Source organism: Terriglobus albidus (genome assembly GCF_008000815.1).
Taxonomy (GTDB): domain Bacteria; phylum Acidobacteriota; class Terriglobia; order Terriglobales; family Acidobacteriaceae; genus Terriglobus; species Terriglobus albidus_A.
Genome location: NZ_CP042806.1, coordinates 4516401 through 4537422 on the forward strand (window position 1 = coordinate 4516401; position 21022 = coordinate 4537422).

The window sequence follows — 21022 nt, forward strand, 5'->3', positions numbered from 1 at the left end:
CAATGAAAACACTGCTTCACACTTCTCCCGGGATACCCGGCAACAGGACAGATGCTCTAAGGACTACGGGTGGCAGGAAGAACATTCTCCTGCCACCCGCTCTGCCCTCAATGAGGGGCGATTCAGTTGGCGGGTTGAAGCTCCGCTTCCACAGCAAATGCATCCTCATCTTCGTCCACATAGCTTTCCTGTGGCTGCATTCCTACCAGGCCTACGATGACGAGAGCCAGGATCTGCGGCTCGATCGGCTGACGATAGTCCATCGAAGCATGCGTCAGATAGTACGGGATAGGAAACAGTACTACGAGTGCGAGGTACGGCATGACCGAGCGCCAGTCCTGCCGCAGCCAACGGCGGATACCGCGTAGCATTAGCAGGGTAAGACCGGTGCAGAAGAACAAATTCGGGATGTCGAAGGGCTCACGCTTCAGATAATCACGATCGAAGCTCCAGAAGCTGGTCCAGTAACGCAGAGTCCTGCGCAGCGTGACAGCCGCGAAGTGGCGAGGATGCTGACGGACAAAACGTACGGAAAGATCGTGCTTTTCGGCCAGGTACGCCGTCTCTCCCATCTCGACCCACTTCTTCATCTCGTAGTCATTGCTTGCCGGATGCGCTGCAGGAGGGTTCGTCACCGAAGTGTCTCCATGGTTGCCTGCATAGAACTCGAGCCAGAAACCATCGCGCAAAGGTACGGCCGTATGCAGGACACGCTGGTTGCGGATCGACCATGGCAGGACAACGACGATTGTTGCCAGCACCGCAACCGCCATACGGCGAATCCACGGTCCCCCCTCGCGGCGTACACGCCAGCCGGCAAGCAGAAGCAGGAACGGAAGCGAAGTCAGGACCGAGGGATTTGAAAGCAGCGTAACGCCGAAGAGCGCACCGAAGGCAGCCCAGCCGATCGACCGGTGAGCACTGTGCAGCACCTGTGCTGCCCAGAAGCAGCAGGCAAAAAGCAGCGAAGTCAGAGCGTAGTCCCAGACCTGGGATGCGGAAAAGTAGATGGCGAAGGGGTAGAGCGCCCAACCCCATGCTGCCCAGCGCGCCGCTCGCTGACCGGCCACATTACGAACACTGAAATAGACCGGAATGCAGGTCAGCGCCGAGAAGAGACTGTTGATCGCCAGCAATACATAGGCAGCCTGCAGCGTATAGAGCCCGAACACGCGAAAGACCCCGGACATCAGGTACGGATAGATGGGTGGGACCAGTGCCGTGGGTCCGGTCAACGGCAGGAAAGGCGCGCTGAAGCCATGGCCGAAGAAGAGACTGCGGGCCACCCATCCCATTTCGGCGCCGAAATCGCCGTGATCGAACGTTGGTTTGGCAATATCACCGGCGGCGAATACAGCAACGATCAGCCGAATCGCCAGAGCAAAGAAGACTACCGCGGGTAGGAGCCGGACTGGAGAATCGAAACTTTCCCGAAGACGGGAGAACCACGAAGAAGGCTTCGTGCGCGTCGCGAAAACTGTCGTCATGCCACCTCACCGGAGGTGCAAGACGCGGGGGATGTCGCCGTGCCAAAGCCGGCGAGTTTGTTTTCTTGCATGTAGCTCCTTCATGAGCCTCTTGGACGTGTTCTTTTTGCTTTTGAACTACGAACGCACTAAAAAAATCTCTCGTATGAGGAGCGCAATCGATCGAATGTCGCGTCTAAAGTTGCCCTAGTCTCTCATCCCAAAGGCCTTAAAATGTTAAAAATCTGATGCCTTTCCTGATCACCAGCCGAACGAATCCCCGTTTAAAGCAGCTTCGAGCTGCGCTGGATGGACTGACCCGGCTCTCCGAAGGCTACATCGGCATTGAAGGCGAGCATCTACTGGAAGAGGCCCTTCGCAGTGGCCTCGAAGTAAAGTCCGTCTTTTTGCGCGAGGACCGGGTCCTTCCGGCATCCCTTATTCTGCCTCCAACCTTGGAAGTCATCTCCGTCGCAAAGGATGCCTTTGTTTCGGCGACGGAGTCTCCACAGGGGGTTGCCGCATTGGTTATCCCTCCCCGGCACTCCCCCGAGGCGCTGCTGCGTGGTAAGCCGCTGATCGTCGTTACCGAGGCCCTTCAGGATCCAGGCAACCTGGGCACCCTGATCCGTACGGCGGAGGCCTTCGGAGCGACCGGCCTGGTGACGCTTTCAGGGACTGTATCGCCCTGGAACCAGAAAGCGCTGCGTGCCTCCGCCGGGTCGGCGCTGCGGCTGCCGATCGTTGCCGGGGATACGGCAACCATCGATCTGCTGCGCCGTAACGGAGTCCGGATTCTTGCAGCCGTCCCGGCAGATGGCATTCCCGCAACCAAGGCCGGCCTGGTGGAACCGTGTGCCATCCTTCTGGGAAATGAAGGCGCGGGGCTCTCGGCCTCGATGCTCGGCCTCGCCGATGAACGCATTACTATTCCCACGCCAGGACCGACAGAAAGCCTGAACGCCGCGGTAGCCGGCAGCATCCTTCTCTATGAAGCAGCGCGGCAACGCGCAGGTGAGCAGTAGAGCATTTTCCCTGTTGCTGGGTGTCTCGGAAGAAGAGTACAGCGGCGTTTTCATTGCGGAAAACGCCCATAGATGCGGAAGCCCTACACTACACCTACAGGGAAAATACTCTAACGATGGGACTCTTCGATGTATCGCCGATGGTGCAGGACACCGGCACGTCACGTGCTCCGCTGGCCGAACGTATGCGCCCTCGCACACTGGATGAATTCACCGGGCAGGAACACCTGCTTGGTCCCGGCAAGCCGTTGCGCACCCAGATCGAACAGGACGATGCCGCCTCCATCATTCTGTGGGGGCCGCCGGGAGTCGGTAAGACGACGCTGGCGAAGATCATCGCGCGCGTGACCCAGGCCACCTTTATCGAGTTTTCGGCGGTACTCTCCGGCATCAAAGAGATCAAGCAGGTGATGGCAGACGCGGAGAAAGCCGCCCAGATGGGTTCGCGCACGATCCTGTTCGTCGATGAGATTCACCGCTTTAACAAGGCACAACAGGACGCCTTTCTGCCCTACGTCGAGCGCGGCTCCATTCGCCTGATCGGAGCGACGACCGAGAACCCCTCCTTTGAAATTAACGCCGCACTGCTCTCCCGTTGCCGTGTCTACACCCTGCAGCAGCTCACGCAGCCGCAAATTATCAGCCTGCTGCAACGTGCGCTGCACGATGAGGAACGGGGTCTCGGCAAGTTGGGCCTGGCAGCAGACGAAGCTGCAATGGCCACCATCGCCAGCTACTCCAGCGGAGACGCCCGCTATGCTCTGAATGCGCTGGAGGTCGCCGCAAAGCTGGCGGTCTCGCGTAAACAGAACGCGCTGACAGAATCGCTGGTCACCGATGCTCTGCAGCAGCGTGTGCTGCTCTATGACAAGAGCGGCGAACAGCACTACGACCTGATCTCGGCACTGCATAAGTCGGTGCGGAACTCCGACGCCGATGCCTCTCTGTACTGGCTTGGCCGGATGCTCGTCGCCGGCGAAGACCCCATGTATGTGGCGCGCAGAGTGGTCCGTATGGCCGTAGAGGATATCGGCCTGGCAGCGCCGGAGGCGCTCAATCTCTGCCTTTCAGCGCGCGATGCCATGCACTTCCTCGGTTCTCCGGAAGGAGAGCTCGCACTCGCCCAGGCCGTCACCTACCTGGCCCTGGCGCCGAAGTCGAATGCCGTTTACACCGCCTGGGGCGCGATCCAACAGGATATCCAGCGCACGGCTGCCGAGCCTGTGCCGCTGCACCTTCGCAATGCTCCCACCTCGCTGCTGAAGTCACTCGATTACGGGAAGGACTATCAGTACGCCCATGACGTCGAAGGCAAGGTGGCTGATATGGATTGCCTGCCTCCTTCTCTCGCGAACCGCCGCTACTACCAGCCCACGCAGGACGGCCGCGAAAAGCTGCTGGCGCAGCGTATGGAAGAGATCCGGCGCATCCGCGACTCGAAGCGTCGGCGCTAGCGACGAGAGCGTACATATCTACGAATCGTTCTAGCCGCCCTGACTTGCCTTCGGCTTGCGAAACGCATAGATGATGGCTAGTAGCGGCGGAGCCAGCAAGACTCCCCAAAAGGGGATGATGATGCCCAGCACAATCGGCCCGAAGAACGCCGCCCACCAGGGGACGCGTGCGGTCCGCTTCAGCAGATAGGGTTGAATCAGCAGGCCATCGATAGCGGCAATCGCCCCGTAGAGGCCCAGCAGCCAGCAGTAGCTGTACCAATCCTTGTCGGTGAACAGAAGCGCCAGGGCAGGACCGCAGACGCTGAGCACCGGCCCAAAGTTGGGAATGAACTGCAACAGACCGCCGAGCATGCCCCACAGCGGAGCCAGTGGGACGCCTATCAGGGTAAGTCCGAGCCACCATAACGCGCCTACGATCAGTGCATCGAGCGTCGTGGCCCGCCACCATGCGACCAGCGCACCACCGGCGGTCTTCAGTGCATCCCTCTCAAAGCCTGCCAAAGCACTCCTCCGGTGAAATCCGCATCCAACACCTTGGATGCGCCATCAAGCACACAAGAACACTACAGCACAGCACATGCACCATCCGCCCCTGGAGAACTCGATATGGCTGTAATGATGCAAGCTTTCTACTGGGACGCGCCAATCCACGAAAGCAAGATCGGTGAATGGTGGAACCACCTCAGAGAACTTACACCGCAGCTTACTGCCTCGGGCATCAATGCCCTTTGGCTTCCTCCCATCTCAAAAGCAGCGGATATCAGATCGAACGGTTATGACCCGTATGACTACTTCGACCTTGGAGACTTTGACCAGAAGGGCGGAACCAAGACGCTGTATGGCAATCGTGCCGAGTTGGAGGCACTCATCAAAACACTCCATGACCACCAGATCGGCGCCTATGCGGATATGGTGATCAATCACAACTCCGGCGCCGATGCCGAAGAAGTGAATCCGTTGGACGGGCAAAAACGCTGGACAAAGTTCACGCCTAAGTCGGGCAAGTTCCCTCGTGACTGGAACTGCTTTCATCCTTCGCGTTATGAACAGGTGATGATGGAGGGCGAAAACTTCGCCGGCTTCCCTCACCTGTGCCATCGCAATCCGCGTGTCTACGAAGCGATGTATGAGTACGCCCGCTTGCTCATCGAAGAGCTCAAGTTCGACGGCTTCCGCTTCGACTTCGTTAAAGGCTATGAACCATGGATGATCGGCCTGCTGGCGAAGTATCGTTATGAACGCGAAGGCACGGACTTCGTGCCGTTTGTCGTAGGCGAGCACTGGTCCTCGAAAGAAGAGATCGGTGGGTGGCTGGAACGAGTGAACCGCCACACAGACTCGCAGATCGCGGCGTTAGACTTTCCTCTGCGCTACAAGCTGAAAGATCTGTGCGACACACTGCAATATGACCTCAGGAATTTAACCGATGATGGCGCCGTCGTGACCAAGCGCCCGTTCAACGCCGTTACGTTCGTCGACAATCACGATATGGGCGACGATGAGATCATCAACGACAAGATGCTTGCCTATTCGTTCATTCTGGTGAACGAAGGCTACCCCTGTATCTTCTGGTACGACTACTTCAACCATGACCTCGCAAGGCCGCGGACGCCGAACGGGATCGATGCTTTGATCGACGTGCATCATCGGTATGCCGGCGGAGAAGCCTCCATCCTGCATGCGGACCCGGACTTGTACATCATGCAACGTGGCGGATTCGACCAGCAGCCGGGATTGGTCTATGTGCTGAACAATCTCGGAGACAAATGGTCAGGAACGTTGGTCAAAACACAGTGGCCGAACCAGAAGTTTCGTCCTCTCGCGTGGGACGGCCACGACATCGCCCATCCGGACGAGCGCCGCACGAATGAGGAGGGCCAGGCGGAGTTTCCCGCGCCTCCACGGGGATACTGTGTCTACGTTCCGGTAGAGGATTAAGACCACAAAATAACGGGTCAACCTTTCCACCGGCCATACGTCCATTAGCATGGATGTCGTTATGCCCTGGCCGAAAAAAATTTGTGCCCTCTGTGAGGAAGAATTCGAGCTGAAGCCTGACAAGCCCGGCTTCGCGAACCACTGCCCAACCTGTACCGCATTCGAGATGGAAGAAGCCGCCGCCAACCAGTCCTCGAAGGACGCCGATCAAGTCCGGTATGAGGCCGAAATGAACGAAGCCCGGCGCGCCTCCATCAAGAATCTGCTCTACCGCAAAGATAGCTAGCCAACAGCAAGGGCTATCATGGCAGGCATCTCTTGATTCCAGGAGTGTGCCACCCGTGAAGCCCTTTTCCCTTTCCCCGCGCATTGTCACCGTTCGCATCCTCTTGTGCATCGTCGCCGGTTCCATGGCGGCAGCCCAACCGGCCGCTCCCAGACCGCCGATGATCCCCTCCGGCGAGACGCGGAAGCTGACTTCTCACACCTACGCGATTGAAGACAAGGACACGACTCCGGGTGTGCCGAACATCGGCTTCGTGGTTGGTTCCCGCGGCATCCTGGTCATCGACACGGGAATGGGGCCGCGCAACGGCCAGACCGTAGTGGCCGAGGCGCAGAAGCTGGCTCCCGGACACCAGCTCTATCTCGTCACCACGCATGTACATCCCGAACACGATCTCGGCGCCGAAGCCTTCCCGCCGCAGACGAAGGTGATTCGATCGGCCGACCAGGAGAAGGACATTGCCCAGTACGGCCTGAGCATGGCCAACACCTTCATCGCTCGCAGTACCATCAATGCCGAGCTGCTTACCGGGGCAAATTTCCGCACCGCCGACATTCATTTCGACAAATCGTACGACCTCGACCTGGGCGGTATTACTGTCCGTATTCTGGCGATGGGGCCAAACCATACCCGTGGCGACACCGCAATCTGGGTACCGGCTGAACGGGTCCTGTTTTCCGGCGATGTTGCCATGAAGGGACTGCCGTCATTTGCCAGTCCCGATTCCAGCGTCAAGCAGTGGCTGGCCAGCCTGCAGACCTTTGCCGCCTTGAAACCGGCCATCGTTGTTCCCAGCCATGGGCCAATTGGAGACACCGGCTACATCACCGGCTATCAGTCATTGCTGACCACCGTGCGTGACCGCACCGCGGCGCTCAAACGGCAAGGGAAGTCTCTGGAAGAGGTGACATCCATTCTGACCGCCGAACTCAAGCCGAAGTATGCCGATACCAATCGCCTGGCCGGAGCTATCCGGACAGCCTATGCTGAAGCCTCGTAGCTGACCGCACGCATCGCGGCAAACAGAGCCTGCCATCCGTCGTCCCCCAGAGCCTTACGGAGACGTTTCTGCGCTCGCTGCCAATGCGGCATCGTGTCGGCTAGAAGCCGGCGGCCAATGGGGGTGACGCGCAACCCGCCGCGTCCACCCTCTACCCAGCCGCGTTTCTTCATCACAGCGATATCGCGCGAGACGGTGGTTTTATCCATGCACAGAGCATGGGCAAGACCGGCCTGCGTACAAAGCGGCATATGCTCCATCATTTGCAGCAGACCGAACTGTGCCGGCTCCATGTGTCCCACCATCTCCTCGGCATACAGGCGCGTCAAGATTCTCGCCAGGCGACGGGCAGACATGCAGGCACACGGAAGCTCTGGAAGAGCTGTCATTGCTTCGGCCCCAGAAGGCGCTTGAGCGGCTGCAGCGGAGCCAACGGCGTGAACTGGAGATCGACAAGACCGGCCTTATCCAGGGGCAGCGCGCCCATGATGCCCTTGGCATCTTCCACACTGGTGGCGTTCAGCAGAAAAACGACACCGGTGCCATCGGCACGCGAATACCACTGCAGGATCTTGCCGTCGAGATAAGCCTGGACGGTATCAGTAACCTCCTGCTGCATGACGGGGGCCACCTTCGACCGCATCTCCGGCTTGACGGTGAGGCTCACCAGAACGCAGGTGGGTTTCATAGGTGTCTGGGAATGCACGCTTCCCCAACCGGCAAGAAGCACGACGACGAGAAGAAATTTGCGCATGATGGCTCCTGAGACTATAAGTTGTATATACAACTTATAGTCGCTCTTCCTCCTCTTCGCCAAAGAAATTCTCCGAAACAGCTACAATCAAGCCATGAAGTTCGGCGTCCTCGTCTTCCCCGGATCCAACTGCGACCACGATACCTACAATGTGCTGGATGCCGTCGCGCATCAGCCGGTGACCTTCCTGTGGCATGAGTCGACCGATCTGCAGGGCTGCGATGCCATCCTTGTGCCGGGAGGCTTCGCTTATGGCGACTATCTCCGCACCGGAGCCATCGCCCACTTCGCCCCGGTGATGGGCGCTGTGAAGAAGTTTGCGGCGAACGGTGGCCTGGTGATGGGCATCTGCAACGGCTTCCAGATTCTGACCGAGAGTGGTCTGCTGCCAGGCGCGCTGATGCGCAATGCCGGCTTGAAGTACATCTGTAAACAGGTACACCTGCGGACAGAGACGACAGACTCGCCGTTTACCGCTTCCCTCTCCCCGGGGGAGGTGCTGCAGATGCCGGTCGGCCACATGGAAGGCAATTACTTCTGCGATGAGGCCACGCTGGCTCAGCTTGAAAAGCAGAATCGCGTCGCCTTCCGTTACGCCACTCCCGAAGGCCAGGTCACACCTGAGGCAAATCCCAATGGCTCCCTGAAGAACATTGCCGGTATCCTTTCTGAGGGACGCAATGTGCTCGGTCTGATGCCGCATCCGGATCGCTCCAGCGAGGTTATGCTCGGCTCTGCCGATGGCTTGAAACTGTTCCAGAACATGGTGTCGGCGCTTGCCGCCAGATGATAGGCTGAGCACTTCAGAATGATCGATCTTCATCATCATCTTCTCTATGGTCTCGACGATGGTGCGCGAACGCTGGAAGATTCGCTCAACATGACCCGCATGGCCATCGAAGACGGCATTACTCACATTGTGTGTACGCCGCATGCCAATCACCGGTATCGTTTCGATCCGGAGATCAACAACGCGCGTCTGAACGATATCAAGCAAGAGTTGAATCGCTCCGGCGATGGCGACAAGATCACCTTCGGGCTCGGCTGCGACTTCCACATGACGTACGACAACATCGAAGACGCCAAGGTGAATCCCGCCAAATACAGCATCAACGGCAACGGATACCTTCTGGTGGAGCTTCCCGATGAAGGCATTCCCGTCGGTCTGACCGAAACCTTCTACCAGCTCCAGCTCGCCGGCCTGACGCCGATCCTTACGCACCCGGAGCGCAATGCCACGCTACAGCGCAACCCGGACCGGATGAAGAACTGGATCCGCGGAGGCCTTCTGATCCAGGTCACGGCAGGTTCCGTCATCGGCCGCTTCGGCCGCCTGGCACAAGCCCTGGCCTCACGCATGCTGGCGGATAACTGGGTTCATGTGATCGCGACGGACGCACACAACGTCTCCAGCCGCCCGCCGAAGATGCGTCAGGCAACTGATGCCATCGAAGAGATGTACGGCGCTGAAACAGCCCGCCGTCTCTGCGTCGAGAACCCAAGGCGCATCTTCTACGGAAAGCAACTCGGAGAGCAGCCGGAACCGATCGGCATCTATGGCGACCTGCAGCCGAAGAAGTCCTGGTTCGATAAACTGCTCCGCCGCTAGAACGCGGGCGACACTTTTGTTTGTCATTTCGGAGCGGAGCGGAGAAATCTGCTTTTCTACCGATGTTTCTTACCCAGGCGGAAACTGGAAAGCAGATCCCTGCGGGATGAGAAATCAAAAAGCGGTCGCGCGAAGCGCGATACCCCACGCTAAGCCCGATAAAGCTGCGAAGAATGGGGCAACGAGGGTATCGGCTAGACCGAATTTTCGATCCAACCAGCAACCAGGAACCAGCACCTAGAAACTCTCTTTTACAGCGACAGTCCGCCGTCGACGCTGATCAGCTGCCCGGTAATGAAGTGCGGTCCGGTTGCAAAGAAAAGCACCGCTGCGGCCACCTCTTCGGCGCTCCCATTGCGCTTCATCGGTGTACGTTCGGCGAAGTGCTGATATTCGGCCTCCACGTCGCCGAAGACAATCATCCCAGGTGCGACACAGTTCACACTGATCTCCGGAGCCCATGCCTTGGCCATCGTCTGACTCAGCATGTGCAGGGCCGCCTTGGAGGTGCAGTAATGCCCGTGCGTTGCCCAGGGATGCAGACCTCCCAGGGAGCCGATGTTCACGATGCGTCCGTGACTGGCTTTCAGATAGGGAAATGCCGCCTGCGCCACCAGGAATGGTCCACGCGTATTAGTCTCTGCCATGGCATCCCATTGCTCGACTGTGAGGTGCTCAAGGGCCGCCGTCTCAAAACGGCCGGCGTTGTTCACCAGCAGATCCAACCCGCCCATCGTCTCCGCCGCCCGGTTCACTGCCTCCCGCACGCTTTGCGGCTGGCGCAGATCGCAGGAAACAGCATTGGCCGCCACACCCAGCGCCCTGATCTCTGAGATCACACGCTCGGCATCGGCCGAAGATTCCCGGTAGGTAATGGCCACATCCGCACCTGATCGTGCCAGTTCCAGCGCGATCGCGCGGCCAATCCTCCTGGCGCCGCCGGTGACCAGCGCTCGCTTCCCTGAAAGCAGACCCATGCCGGAATTAGAGCATTTCTCCAAATTCTGTAGCTTTGGAAAAATCTGCGAATGCCGTTTTCTTCGCGGAAAACGTCGCAAACAGCCAAAACTTCACCCCAGCGAAGCAGGTTCGCTGGGGCCCCCGATACTCCGCTCTACACCATAGGAGAAATGCTCTGGATGTGGAGCCTCAGGAGGTTATTCCCGTTCAAGCCGGAGCGTGCAGCGGCGTTTTCATTGAGGAAACGCCCATAGATGCACAAGCCCGACACTACACCTACAGGAAAAATGCTCTATCGCAATAATGCGAACGGGCCGCCCACAGGCGGCCCACTCGGCAACATCATGATTACTTCGGCGACGAGGTATTGTTCGTCTTGTTGGTGTCCGAGGTATTGTTCGTTTTACTATCCTTCGGCCGATTCGCTTCCTGTACGCCGGCCTTACGCTGCGACTCCTTGTCGCCATTGTCCTGATACGCAGAGACCTGCTCGCGTGGGCGAATGACGCGTACCTCGATCGCCTTATTCGCCTCTGCAATCTCGTATTGCTTGGCATAGCTGGCAAACCCGGTTGCGAGCACTTGCAGCACTACGGTCGCTCCTCGCGGAATGACATCGATCGTTGCCTTACCGTCGGGTCCGGTCTTCACTTCATAGCTTCCGTTCGGTTGACCATCTTCCATAGGACGGAAGATCACGGCGGCATTCTGAATCGGTTTGCCGTTGAAGTCCTTTACCACCAGAACTTCAATACGCGAGGTCTCCGGCGGCGCTTTGTACTTACGCCCATGTCGATCTTCACGGTTGTCCTGGGCGCCACTCACGCCCGTAACCGCCATTACCGCCGCCAACGCTACAACACCTGCACACCGCATCCTGGAGCCCCTCAAAAAGCTGACGTTATTGTACTTCTGCCACCACAGGACGGGGGAGGATATCGTTCGATAGCGTCCCGCAAAAGCGCTTAAGTAATATGAGCGCGTTTCACTCATATTTAATCTCCACAGCTTGACTTCGTTTTCCCGTTTGCATATCGTTAGCAATCGGAAGGCGTGAGTGCTAATTCCGCCGGACCAACCATTCCAAGGAGAAGTTCACACATGGCATCGACGAAGTTTACTCCGCTGCATGACCGCATTCTGGTCAAGCGCGTAGAAGAGGGCGAGACTCTGCGCGGCGGCATCATCATCCCCGATTCAGCGAAGGAAAAGCCCTCGCAGGGCGAGGTTATCGCAGTAGGCAAGGGCAAGTCGAACGACGAGGGCAAGGTTTTCCCGCTCGATGTGAAGGTGGGCGACAAGATCCTCTTCGGCAAGTACTCCGGCACCGAGATCAAGCTCGACGGAGAAGAGTTCCTGATCATGCGCGAGGAAGAAGTCCTCGGCATCGTCAAGTAAGCCTCACAACCGAGTCGTATCCCCTGCCCTAATCGTCGGGCATGGACGAATCCTATCTCGCCCGTTCTGCGGGCTAACGAACTAGAGGAAAAGAAATATGGCAAAGCAAATCCTGCACGGTGAAGACTCCCGCCAGGCCATTCTGCGCGGCGTGAACACGCTGGCCGACGCAGTGAAGGTCACCCTGGGCCCCAAGGGCCGCAACGTTGTTATCGAGAAGAAGTTCGGCTCCCCAACCATCACCAAGGACGGCGTGACGGTTGCCAAAGAGATCGAGCTCAAGGATCCGATCGAGAACGTCGGCGCCCAGCTCGTCAAGGAAGTCGCCTCGAAGACCTCGGACGTTGCCGGTGACGGCACCACCACCGCTACCGTTCTGGCGCAGGCCATCTATCGCGAGGGCGTGAAGACCGTTGCCGCCGGCGCGAACCCCACCGCTCTGAAGCGCGGCATCGACAAGGCTGTCGAGACCATCGTGGGCAAGCGCAAGGAAGACGGCTCGGTTGAGGGCGGCGCCCTGGCCAAGCTCTCGAAGCCGGTCTCCGGCGACATGATCGCTCAGGTGGGCACCATCTCGGCCAACGCCGACTCGCAGATCGGCTCCATCATCGCTGCCGCCATGCAGAAGGTTGGTAAGGATGGCGTGATCACCGTGGAAGAGTCCAAGACCATGGAGACGCAGCTCGACGTCGTCGAAGGCATGCAGTTCGACCGCGGTTACCTGTCGCCTTACTTCGTCACCGATGCGGAGCGCATGGAAGCCGTTCTCGAGAACCCCTACATCCTCATCTACGAGAAGAAGATCTCCACGATGAAGGACCTGCTGCCCCTGCTGGAGCAGATCGCCCGCACCGGCAAGCCGCTGGTCATCATCGCCGAGGACGTCGACGGTGAGGCCCTGGCGACCCTGGTCGTCAACAAGCTGCGTGGCACGCTGAACGTTGCCGCCGTCAAGGCGCCTGGCTTCGGTGACCGCCGCAAGGCCATGCTGGGCGACATCGCCATCCTGACCGGTGGCCGCGCCATCACCGAAGACCTCGGCATCAAGCTCGAGAGCGTGAAGCTCGAGGACCTGGGCACCGCCAAGCGCGTGACCATCGACAAGGACAACACCACCATCGTCGACGGCGCCGGTAAGGACACCGAGATCGAAGGCCGCGTGCGCGAGATTCGTGCGCAGGTTGAGAAGACCACCTCCGACTACGACCGTGAGAAGCTGCAGGAGCGCCTGGCCAAGCTGGTTGGCGGCGTTGCCGTCATCAAGGTCGGTGCTGCTACCGAGACCGAGATGAAGGAGAAGAAGGCCCGCGTTGAGGACGCCATGCACGCGACCCGCGCTGCCGTCGAAGAAGGCATCGTCCCGGGCGGCGGCGTCGCTCTGGTTCGCTGTGCCAAGGATGTCGACGCTCTGATCAAGACCCTCGAGGGCGATGAGAAGATCGGCGCCTCCATCATCCGTCGCGCTATCGAAGAGCCCCTGCGCCAGATCGTCGGCAACGCCGGCGAAGAGGGCGCAGTGGTTGTCGGCAAGATCCTGGAAGGCAAGGACAACCAGGGTTACAACGCAGCCACCGGCGTTTTCGAGGACCTGGTTGCCGCCGGCGTCATCGACCCGACCAAGGTAACCCGCACCGCGCTGCAGAACGCTGCTTCCATCAGCGGCCTGCTGCTGACCACCGAGGCTCTCATCTCCGAGATCCCCGAGAAGGCTGCTCCGGCTGCCGGTGGCCACAGCCACGGCGGCGGCATGGACGGCATGTACTAGGTTCCTGCGCGGACGGCGAATCGCGCTTCGCGCAAAGGCACAGAACGGCCCCGGTTTCCGGGGCCGTTCTGCTTTTAAATTTCAGATAACCACGGGTGCCCCACCCTCGCAACGCTAGGGTGGGTTCGATGGCATACAAGCGCGGTTAACCTACAATCTCCTCATGCCATTAGGACTTGCCCGTCATACAACTGAGGTTCATTTTGTGACCTTCAGTTGCGATGGCCGGCGTCCATACCTGGAATCTGCCGAAACAAAGAATCTCTTCCTGGAATCACTTCGATCTGTCAGCCAACGATATGGGATTGAAATCATCGGCTACGTCGTCATGCCCGAGCATGTCCACCTGCTGATTGCTATTCCCAAAGAAGAAGTAGCTCTCGGGACCTTCATTCAAGCCCTTAAAGTCTCAGTCGCAAAGCGTTGTGCGCAAAAACCATTCTGGCTTCCCCGATATTACGACTTCAACGTTCTCACTACGGCGAAGATTCGAGAAAAGCTCGACTACATGCATAACAATCCCGTCGTTCGAGGGCTCGTTCCTTTTCCCGAAATGTGGCTGTGGTCGAGTTACAACGTTCCTCTCGTCGTTTAGAGTCTCGTACCATCGAACCCACCCTAGCGTTGCGAGGGTGGGGCACCCGAAATAAGCACAACCATGTGCCACTCAAAAACTGCGTTTAGTAGTCAATCGAATTTCTTCCACTTATTTCGGCCGCATATCTATAGGTCAAACAAAGACTTCTAGATCACATCAATCACAATCTTCCCGTTCGCCTTACCGCTCTCAACAAGTTCATGCGCTTCGAGCGCGGTCTCGAAAGTAAAACGACGCTCGTCGACCATGGGACGCAGCTTACCCTGCTCCACCATGCGAGTGACTTCGCGCAGGATCCATCCGTGATGACCGCGGCGCTCGCGGGTAAGCAGGGGCAACAGAACGAAGACGCCTGAGTAGCTGGCTCCACGACGCGAGAGAGCCTTCAGGTCATGCGCCCCCCATCCATAGCAACTGGCAACGCGGCCGTAGTTGCGGATGGCTGCCATGCAGTCGTCAAGAGGTTTGCCGCCGACCGTGTCATAGCCGACGTCGAATCCCACCCCCCCGGTGTGGCGCTGCACATACTGCTCCACCGGCTCATTGCGATCGATAGGCGTTGCGCCATAGCTCCGAACGATCTCTGCCTTAGCCGCCGAAACTGTTGCGTAGACCTTCGCTCCAGCAGAGACCGCCATCTGCACAACGATGTGACCGACGCCGCCTGCACCGCCGGTGACGAGGACACGGTCCCCAGCCTGCACTTGCGCACGGTCTGCGAGACCTTCATATGCGGTAAGCGAGACCAGAGGCAGAGTGGCTGCCTCCCGCATGCTCAGGCTCTTCGGCTTCGGGGCAAGCAGATCGGCATCGACGGCCATGTACTCCGCCAACGATCCCTGGATGCCACCTGCTCCTCCAGCAAGACCATACACCTCGTCGCCAACTTCGAACTCAGAGACACCGATACCTACAGCCTCCACCACACCGGCCATATCTGTGCCCAGGATGCATGGCGCGGTCATCCCGCCGTGCGGAGCCTTGCCGGTACGGATCTTGCTGTCGATGGGATTTACGCCGCTGGCATGAACACGTACCAGAACGTCATGGTCACCAATCTGAGGTTGAGGGACTTCGGCAATCCGGAACGCTCCGGTTTCAAAGCTGTCGACAACAAGGGCCTTCATGGTCATATCTGCGGTCAAAAGGAGAACTCCAGTCTCCTTAGACTACTGTGTCCGGAAGAATGGACCATCTTTTGATGGCAATAACCATTTATGCCTCGCTGAGCATCCCGGAAGGAGCGTGCCGCGGCGTTTTCATTGCGGAAAACGCCTACAACTGCACCCACGGAGAAAATTGCTCTATCGCGGCGAAGCCTCCACCATCATTGGCCCACTTACCTTCGCCCCCTCGGCGGAAATATGGAAGCGTTGCAAACCTTTTCCTCCACCTTCGAACTCCACGCGGTAGGTGTCGTAAAGTGCATCGTTAAACCGCTTGAGGAACGGGCTGAAGCTGGGAGGATCTCCTGTCCCGAGATAGTAGGCAGTTCCGCCAGTGGAAGCCGCGACATCCGTGAGGTAGTTCTGGCCGCTGAAAGACGCCTGCATGCCGCGCATTGCCGCACCGGTGAAGTAGATGGAATAAACTGCGACACCCGCACGTTGCGCATCGCTCTTGGCTGCATCCACATACGGACTGCTCTGGTTCAGCGGGCTCGTGCTGCCGTTATAGGGATCGACGCCGCTTGTGATCATCAGAACGATATGCGCCTTGCCGTCGGGTTGCCACTTCTTTACGAAGTCCGAGAGACAGAAGTAGGGACTGGCGCTAGCTCCAGGCAGCGCCTGTGTCAGGCGAATCGCTTTGGCAGCCATATCGTGTTCGGTAGTAAATCCCTGTTCAGTAACGACACGGCCGTTCTGCATGTAGCCGACGGTCACTGCGACATCCTGGGGCTGGGCTTGAATAAAGCTCTGGATATCACCCAGCATGCGGCCGAAGCTGCTCTGCAGACCATCATCGATCAGGATTGCCAGCTCCACACCTGTTCCCTGCCCATGCCCTGAGCCGCCAAGAACAGGATTCCATGCGGTGACACGGCGATCGTCATCACCAAACTTCACTTTGACCTGAGAGATATCGATACGCGGAGCTTCCGGCCCGCGCTTATCTTCAATGCGCACCAGGGCCGAGGTCGAGACCGGTCCTTCCACCTGTGCGACCGCGGTAGCGGTCAATACTCCCATCAGCGCGAATCGTAACCAACGCATGGCGAACCTCCTGCGGGTTATAAGACGCGTGAGATGGAGAAAAAGGTACAAAACGTACGAAGGGCCGGAGGATTCTCCGGCCCTTCGCAACTTACTGATGATTGCAGTGTTAGAAGACGATCTTCGCAGCAAACTGCATGTTGAACGGCTCACCCGAACCAAGTCCAGGAGCTCCGAGGGCATCGCCCACCGTGGTGGTCGACTTACCGAAGTTGGAAGACGTTGGATTGGAGACGCTGGGCTTAGCGAGGTTCAGACGGTTGAAGATATTGAACATCTCTGCACGAAGCTGCAGACGGACGTTTTCATGCAGCGTCGTGTTCTTCACGACCGAAGCGTCCACCGTACCAAAGCCCGGTCCACGAACGGTACCGCGGGTAGTCGGGCTGAAGGTGCCAAGAGCAGGCAGGGTAAAGGCTGAAGCCGAGAGCCACTGAACCGTCTTGTTGGCGGTAGCAGACGTCGCAGCCGTAACCGTGCGGTTGGTGTTGTAGGGATCGCCAACCAACGTTGCACGATCCTGGTTCTCACCAGTGCCGCTCCGATTGCTTCCAGCCTTCGGCGTGAGAGCGCTACCCGAGAAGAAGGTCATGAAGGAGTTCACTTCCCATCCCGAGCTCAGCGCCTTCAGACGGCTCGAGAACTCCGGAATCGAGTAGACGACATAGCCGTTGAAGGTGTGCTTGATGTCAAAATCGGCGGTGCCATACTCCGCCGGCAGATTCAGCGAATTCTGCGGAGCGAAGTTACGGGTACCGGACACGTTGTCGAGTGCATGGCCATAAGTATAGGAGGCCTGCGCGGTCAGATTATGGAAGTTGCTGGTGCGAACAGATGCCTGCAGCGAACTGTAGTTGGAACCACCCGATGACTCGAACTGGTTGATCGCCGTAAACAGCGGGAACTTGCTAAAGTACGGACGAGAAGACTGCTGGAAGGATGTGCAGGTGACCGGGTTGCTTGTGCAGACCGACGCACTCGGAGTGGCTGAAGGCTGAGCCTGGTTGATGTCACGCACGTTGAAAAGGTGACGACCGACGGAACCGACATACCCGACCTGAGCCACGGTATTACGGCTCAGCTGATACTCCAGGTTGAGGTTGTAGTTCTGCAGATATGCGTTCTTGAAGTCCTTCGAGACTGTTGCAACACCGAATGCTGAGGTCGCTGCAGAAGGCAGGGGATCAACACCCGTTGCAATCGTGAAGGCCGTCGTCTTCGAAGCAGTGAAGACCGGGCTGGCGCCAATATTGTTGGCCTGAACACCGACCGCCGCGTTGTTGCCCGGGCGGTTGTCAAAGAAGCCGTTCAGGTTAGGCAGGTCAAAGAACAGACCATACGTACCACGCACGACGAGCTTGTTGGATACCTTGGAGCTGAACCCAAAGCGAGGAGCGACATTGGTGTAGCGGCGGGGATAGAGGGTATCAATATCCTGTCCCACAATCGAGAAGCCGGACGCCGCATTCGGGTTGAAGTTGGAGAACGTACCGTTGGTCGAGTAGACCGGACCGGAGTAATCCCAACGTACGCCATAGTTCAGTGTCAGAGCTGGAGAGACCTGATACTGATCCTGGGCGAAGATATCCCACTGATTGACGAAAACATCACGCTGCAAAACGCCGCGAACGATGCTGCCATTGGCCGCATAGCCAGCCAGAAAGTCTGCAAGTGCACGGGTGTTGGCATCGCCCTCGGTGGTGTACGGAGTGCAGCTGCCGCAGGCGGTCGAGGTTGCCTGGGTCGCAGACGACGTACCGTCAAAAGCATACGAACCGCGAACGCTGCGCTGGTAGAGCAGGTTCATGTAGTTGCGACGGAATTCACCTCCGAAGCGGAACTGATGCTTACCCCAGACCAGCGTCGCCGTATCGGTGACGTGACCAGTGTAATCCTGACGGCCCAGCGGGGGCGTAGGACCAACGTTGTCAAATCCAGTGATTTTGATGTTAGGAGCACCGTACAACGACGGATTCGTTACACCGGTGTTGAAACCGAGAGCTGGGATGTTCTGGTTGTGAACGTTGTCGTTGAAGGTCTGTCCGAAGTAGTTGACGCCGATCAGAGCCTGGTTCGAGAGGTGGTCGGTCAGCATCCAGTTGTGCGTAACCGCGTAATTATGAACGTGAGTCGGAGCTACTTGGTAATACTCCCAGATCGGAGGATCGGAGAGACCGAGCTGGCGGCCGGTACCGATGAAGGCACGAACCGAGAGGGTCTGCTTTGAGTTGATGTTCCAGTCGATCTTGCCGACGCTATTGTCGCTATAACCGCTCTGAGGACGCGGGTCAACGTAGTTACCGACGGTCGCCGCACCCGGCTTGTTTCCACGAGGCCAGAGAGTCTGCAGCACGTTCACGAACGTCGGGTTGACCGGCACGTTGTGCTTGTTCAGCAGCGCGGTAGCCTGATTCACCCACTGATCGGTCGGCTCGGTCGCTGCACCGCTGGCGCCGATGATGTACTTCTGACGCTCATAGTTAACAAAGAAGAACAGCTTGTCTCTCTTGATGGGGCCGCCGAGCGATCCGCCGAACTGATTGTTGCGGATCTTGGGCTTACGGACTGCATCGCCAAGCATCTGGCTCTTGGCCGCGAAGTACTCGTTGCGCAGGTAATAGTAGGCGCTTCCGTGGAAGAGGTTTGTACCGCTCTTCACAACCATGTTGACCGCACCGCCACCATTGCGTCCTACTTCTGCATTGCCCTGGGACTGAACGGAGAACTGGTCGATGGCCTCGATGGGAAGCGTTACGCCGGCTACACCGGAGACACCGCCCTGGTTCGAACCCTGTGAATTGTGAAAGATATCGTTGTTGTCGACGCCATCAATCTGCCAGTTGTTCTGGTTGGTGCGCGCACCATTGATGGAACCGGCGCCGTTGACTCCGGGGGTGATCTTGATCAACTGAGTGAAGTCGCGGCCGTTCAATGGAATGTTGGCCACTGCCCGCGAGTTCACAACAGACGTGTTGGTCGAGGAGACCGTATCGATAGCAACGTCAGCCGCGTTTACCTCAACCACCAGATTATTGGTGGCGACCGAAAGCTTGGGAGAGAGTGCGTACACTTCGCCCGGGCGAGTTTCTACGTCGGTGATCTTCGTCTCCGAAAACCCCGGCGCGCTGATCGTGATGCTGTACTTGCCGAGTGGCAGGTCCTGGAAGGAGTAGGTTCCGTCTCCGGTCGACTCCGTCCCACGCGTAAGGCCGGTGTCCTGGCCGAGCAGGGTGATTTTGGCGTGCGGAACAACCGCACCGGTGCTGTCCAGGACTGTTCCGGCGATACCACCGCGGAAGGTCTGTGCTGACAGAGACACCGTCAACAACACAAAGAGAGATGCAACAATGCTTCGGAAGAAGCGGGTGATGCGCATGACTGGCTCCTGAAGTAGTGAAACAACTACGTTTGGGGTCTGTTGATGCGTTAACTGACTTTCGCTACGTTTTTCGAGTGTGAAAGAGGAAACAGGGTCCCTAATAACAACAGCACGCCGTCATGCCGGCCTGAGAGGCCAGACAAGCGCCGGGATATTCCCGGAATGCGATGGTCGCGGCTGACATGTGGAAAGTGGTCTCCGTCTTATGCTGGTGTGTGTCTTCAGCATACCTGTATTACGGTTCGATGAACAAATTGTTCCCCTATAAAAAATAGCCGCTGTACGCTTCAACCCTTGCGTCGCGTCTAATGCAGCGCAAGAGAACTCCCTATTTTTTCAATACTTTATTCTTGCACTCCGAAGAAAAATCTCTTCCAATAGAGACAGCAGGTCCCCCTCTGATTCAGCCCACCCTGCTATCCGACCGTTGAGCTCCAAGCAGCCCCCCAGACTTGTTAGGGCATCGTATGCAGTAGTGAATTTTCAACTGCTATCGAATCTCTAATCTGCTGTCCTTGTCCGTTGGACCAAATTTGGTTTTTTTTCGGAGTCCTTCAATGCACGTTCGAACGAAATTGGCTGTAGCGGTACTAACCGCTCTCTCGATTTTTGCTATTTCCTCCCCACACAGCAGTGCACAAGCCATCCCCGCCGGCAGAAAACGCGGTGGCGACCTCGATGCATTTTTCACCTATGGGCGCGCACGCACAGACTTCGGCCCCGTCAGGAATAACGTCTACACGGTCGGCGGAGACTACATGTTCCGGTATTTCGGACTGTTTCAGCCGGGCGTCAATATCCGGTACAGGGCTTCGACCGGTGCTACGGTCAATGAACCTTTCTTTGGCGCCGGAGTGGATGTGCGCCTGCCCGTTGTCCTTCACCTGCGTCCCTATGCCGTTGCCGATATGGGCCTCGGCAGCGTGAAGCAAAAACCCTCTGGGATCAACGACTCAGGAACTTCTTACATCATTGGCGGCGGTTTTGATGTTCCCGTCGTCAACAGGTTTGCCGCTCGCGCGGAATTCAATTATCAGCACATCTTGCTCTCGGGCGGCGGCAGAAGCCAAGATCTGACTTTCACCCCGTACTCTATCAACGTCGGTGTCGTGTACCGCATCCGCTAAGCTTCTACCTCCCCCAAACATAAAGCCCTTCCGAACGGAAGGGC

General features: G+C 58.0%; 20 protein-coding genes. 11 read left to right on the forward strand and 9 right to left on the reverse strand.

Annotated elements, in window-relative coordinates; genetic code table 11:
- Nucleotides 1-122: 122 nt before the first annotated feature.
- The gene (locus FTW19_RS17975; protein ID WP_147648958.1) at nt 123-1487 is read right to left on the reverse strand and encodes a glycosyltransferase family 39 protein; all 1365 of its coding nucleotides are present in this window, start codon (nt 1485-1487) and stop codon (nt 123-125) included.
- A gap of 227 nt (nt 1488-1714) precedes the next feature.
- Between FTW19_RS17975 and FTW19_RS17980 the strand changes: the two genes are divergently transcribed.
- A complete protein-coding gene (locus FTW19_RS17980) occupies nt 1715-2491 on the forward strand; it encodes a TrmH family RNA methyltransferase (protein WP_147648961.1) in 777 nt (258 codons plus the stop codon).
- A 116-nt stretch (nt 2492-2607) separates the two neighbouring features.
- Entirely contained in the window at nt 2608-3945 is a 1338-nt protein-coding gene (locus tag FTW19_RS17985; RefSeq protein WP_147648963.1) for a replication-associated recombination protein A, read from the forward strand.
- 30 nt (nt 3946-3975) lie between these two features.
- On the opposite strand, the gene FTW19_RS17990 is transcribed toward FTW19_RS17985, so the two are convergent.
- Nucleotides 3976-4449, reverse strand: a complete 474-nt coding sequence (locus FTW19_RS17990; RefSeq protein WP_147648965.1) for an AI-2E family transporter — start codon at nt 4447-4449, stop codon at nt 3976-3978.
- Between the two features lie 105 nt (nt 4450-4554).
- Here FTW19_RS17990 and FTW19_RS17995 point away from each other — a divergent pair, with 105 nt between their 5' ends.
- From FTW19_RS17995 to FTW19_RS18005, 3 genes are all read left to right on the forward strand, one after another.
- Nucleotides 4555-5886 carry an alpha-amylase family glycosyl hydrolase gene (locus FTW19_RS17995; protein WP_147648966.1) on the forward strand — a complete coding sequence of 444 codons (1332 nt, stop codon included), beginning with the start codon at nt 4555-4557 and terminating at the stop codon, nt 5884-5886.
- A 61-nt stretch (nt 5887-5947) separates the two neighbouring features.
- A complete protein-coding gene (locus FTW19_RS18000; protein ID WP_147648967.1) occupies nt 5948-6172 on the forward strand; it encodes a hypothetical protein in 225 nt (74 codons plus the stop codon).
- Nucleotides 6173-6227: 55 nt separating this feature from the next.
- A complete protein-coding gene (locus FTW19_RS18005) occupies nt 6228-7172 on the forward strand; it encodes an MBL fold metallo-hydrolase (protein WP_147648969.1) in 945 nt (314 codons plus the stop codon).
- Here the strand turns inward: FTW19_RS18005 and FTW19_RS18010 are convergent.
- Both FTW19_RS18010 and FTW19_RS18015 read right to left on the reverse strand, forming a co-directional pair.
- Nucleotides 7154-7561 (reverse strand): MarR family winged helix-turn-helix transcriptional regulator, encoded by a 408-nt coding sequence (locus FTW19_RS18010; RefSeq protein ID WP_147648971.1) that lies wholly within the window; start codon nt 7559-7561, stop codon nt 7154-7156. The genes FTW19_RS18005 and FTW19_RS18010 overlap by 19 nt on opposite strands.
- A complete protein-coding gene (locus tag FTW19_RS18015) occupies nt 7558-7926 on the reverse strand; it encodes a hypothetical protein (protein ID WP_147648973.1) in 369 nt (122 codons plus the stop codon). Before FTW19_RS18015 ends, FTW19_RS18010 begins: the two co-directional genes overlap by 4 nt.
- A 94-nt stretch (nt 7927-8020) precedes the next feature.
- Between FTW19_RS18015 and purQ the strand changes: the two genes are divergently transcribed.
- Both purQ and FTW19_RS18025 read left to right on the forward strand, forming a co-directional pair.
- Complete coding sequence (gene purQ / locus FTW19_RS18020) at nt 8021-8716, forward strand: phosphoribosylformylglycinamidine synthase subunit PurQ (protein ID WP_147648975.1); 696 nt, start codon at nt 8021-8023, stop codon at nt 8714-8716.
- An 18-nt stretch (nt 8717-8734) separates the two neighbouring features.
- The gene (locus FTW19_RS18025) at nt 8735-9535 is read left to right on the forward strand and encodes a tyrosine-protein phosphatase (RefSeq protein WP_147648976.1); all 801 of its coding nucleotides are present in this window, start codon (nt 8735-8737) and stop codon (nt 9533-9535) included.
- A gap of 251 nt (nt 9536-9786) precedes the next feature.
- Here FTW19_RS18025 and FTW19_RS18030 read toward each other — a convergent pair whose 3' ends face one another.
- On the reverse strand, nt 9787-10512 hold the full coding sequence (locus FTW19_RS18030) for an SDR family NAD(P)-dependent oxidoreductase (protein WP_147648978.1): 726 nt from the start codon (nt 10510-10512) through the stop codon (nt 9787-9789).
- A gap of 331 nt (nt 10513-10843) precedes the next feature.
- The gene (locus FTW19_RS18035; RefSeq protein WP_147648980.1) at nt 10844-11371 is read right to left on the reverse strand and encodes a carboxypeptidase-like regulatory domain-containing protein; all 528 of its coding nucleotides are present in this window, start codon (nt 11369-11371) and stop codon (nt 10844-10846) included.
- Nucleotides 11372-11596: 225 nt separating this feature from the next.
- Between FTW19_RS18035 and FTW19_RS18040 the strand changes: the two genes are divergently transcribed.
- From FTW19_RS18040 to FTW19_RS18050, 3 genes are all read left to right on the forward strand, one after another.
- Nucleotides 11597-11893: a co-chaperone GroES gene (locus FTW19_RS18040; protein WP_147648982.1), complete on the forward strand. Its 297-nt coding sequence runs from the start codon at nt 11597-11599 to the stop codon at nt 11891-11893.
- Between the two features lie 97 nt (nt 11894-11990).
- The gene (gene groL, locus FTW19_RS18045) at nt 11991-13658 is read left to right on the forward strand and encodes a chaperonin GroEL (protein WP_147648984.1); all 1668 of its coding nucleotides are present in this window, start codon (nt 11991-11993) and stop codon (nt 13656-13658) included.
- Nucleotides 13659-13821: 163 nt separating this feature from the next.
- A complete protein-coding gene (locus tag FTW19_RS18050; protein ID WP_147648986.1) occupies nt 13822-14253 on the forward strand; it encodes an REP-associated tyrosine transposase in 432 nt (143 codons plus the stop codon).
- A 149-nt stretch (nt 14254-14402) separates the two neighbouring features.
- On the opposite strand, the gene FTW19_RS18055 is transcribed toward FTW19_RS18050, so the two are convergent.
- From FTW19_RS18055 to FTW19_RS18065, 3 genes are all read right to left on the reverse strand, one after another.
- Entirely contained in the window at nt 14403-15383 is a 981-nt protein-coding gene (locus FTW19_RS18055) for a zinc-dependent alcohol dehydrogenase family protein (protein ID WP_187143047.1), read from the reverse strand.
- 177 nt (nt 15384-15560) lie between these two features.
- Complete coding sequence (locus tag FTW19_RS18060) at nt 15561-16472, reverse strand: hypothetical protein (protein WP_147648990.1); 912 nt, start codon at nt 16470-16472, stop codon at nt 15561-15563.
- 109 nt (nt 16473-16581) lie between these two features.
- Nucleotides 16582-19848, reverse strand: a complete 3267-nt coding sequence (locus FTW19_RS18065; RefSeq protein ID WP_147648991.1) for a TonB-dependent receptor — start codon at nt 19846-19848, stop codon at nt 16582-16584.
- A 560-nt stretch (nt 19849-20408) separates the two neighbouring features.
- Between FTW19_RS18065 and FTW19_RS18070 the strand changes: the two genes are divergently transcribed.
- The gene (locus FTW19_RS18070) at nt 20409-20978 is read left to right on the forward strand and encodes an outer membrane beta-barrel protein (RefSeq protein ID WP_147648992.1); all 570 of its coding nucleotides are present in this window, start codon (nt 20409-20411) and stop codon (nt 20976-20978) included.
- Nucleotides 20979-21022 lie beyond the last annotated feature (44 nt).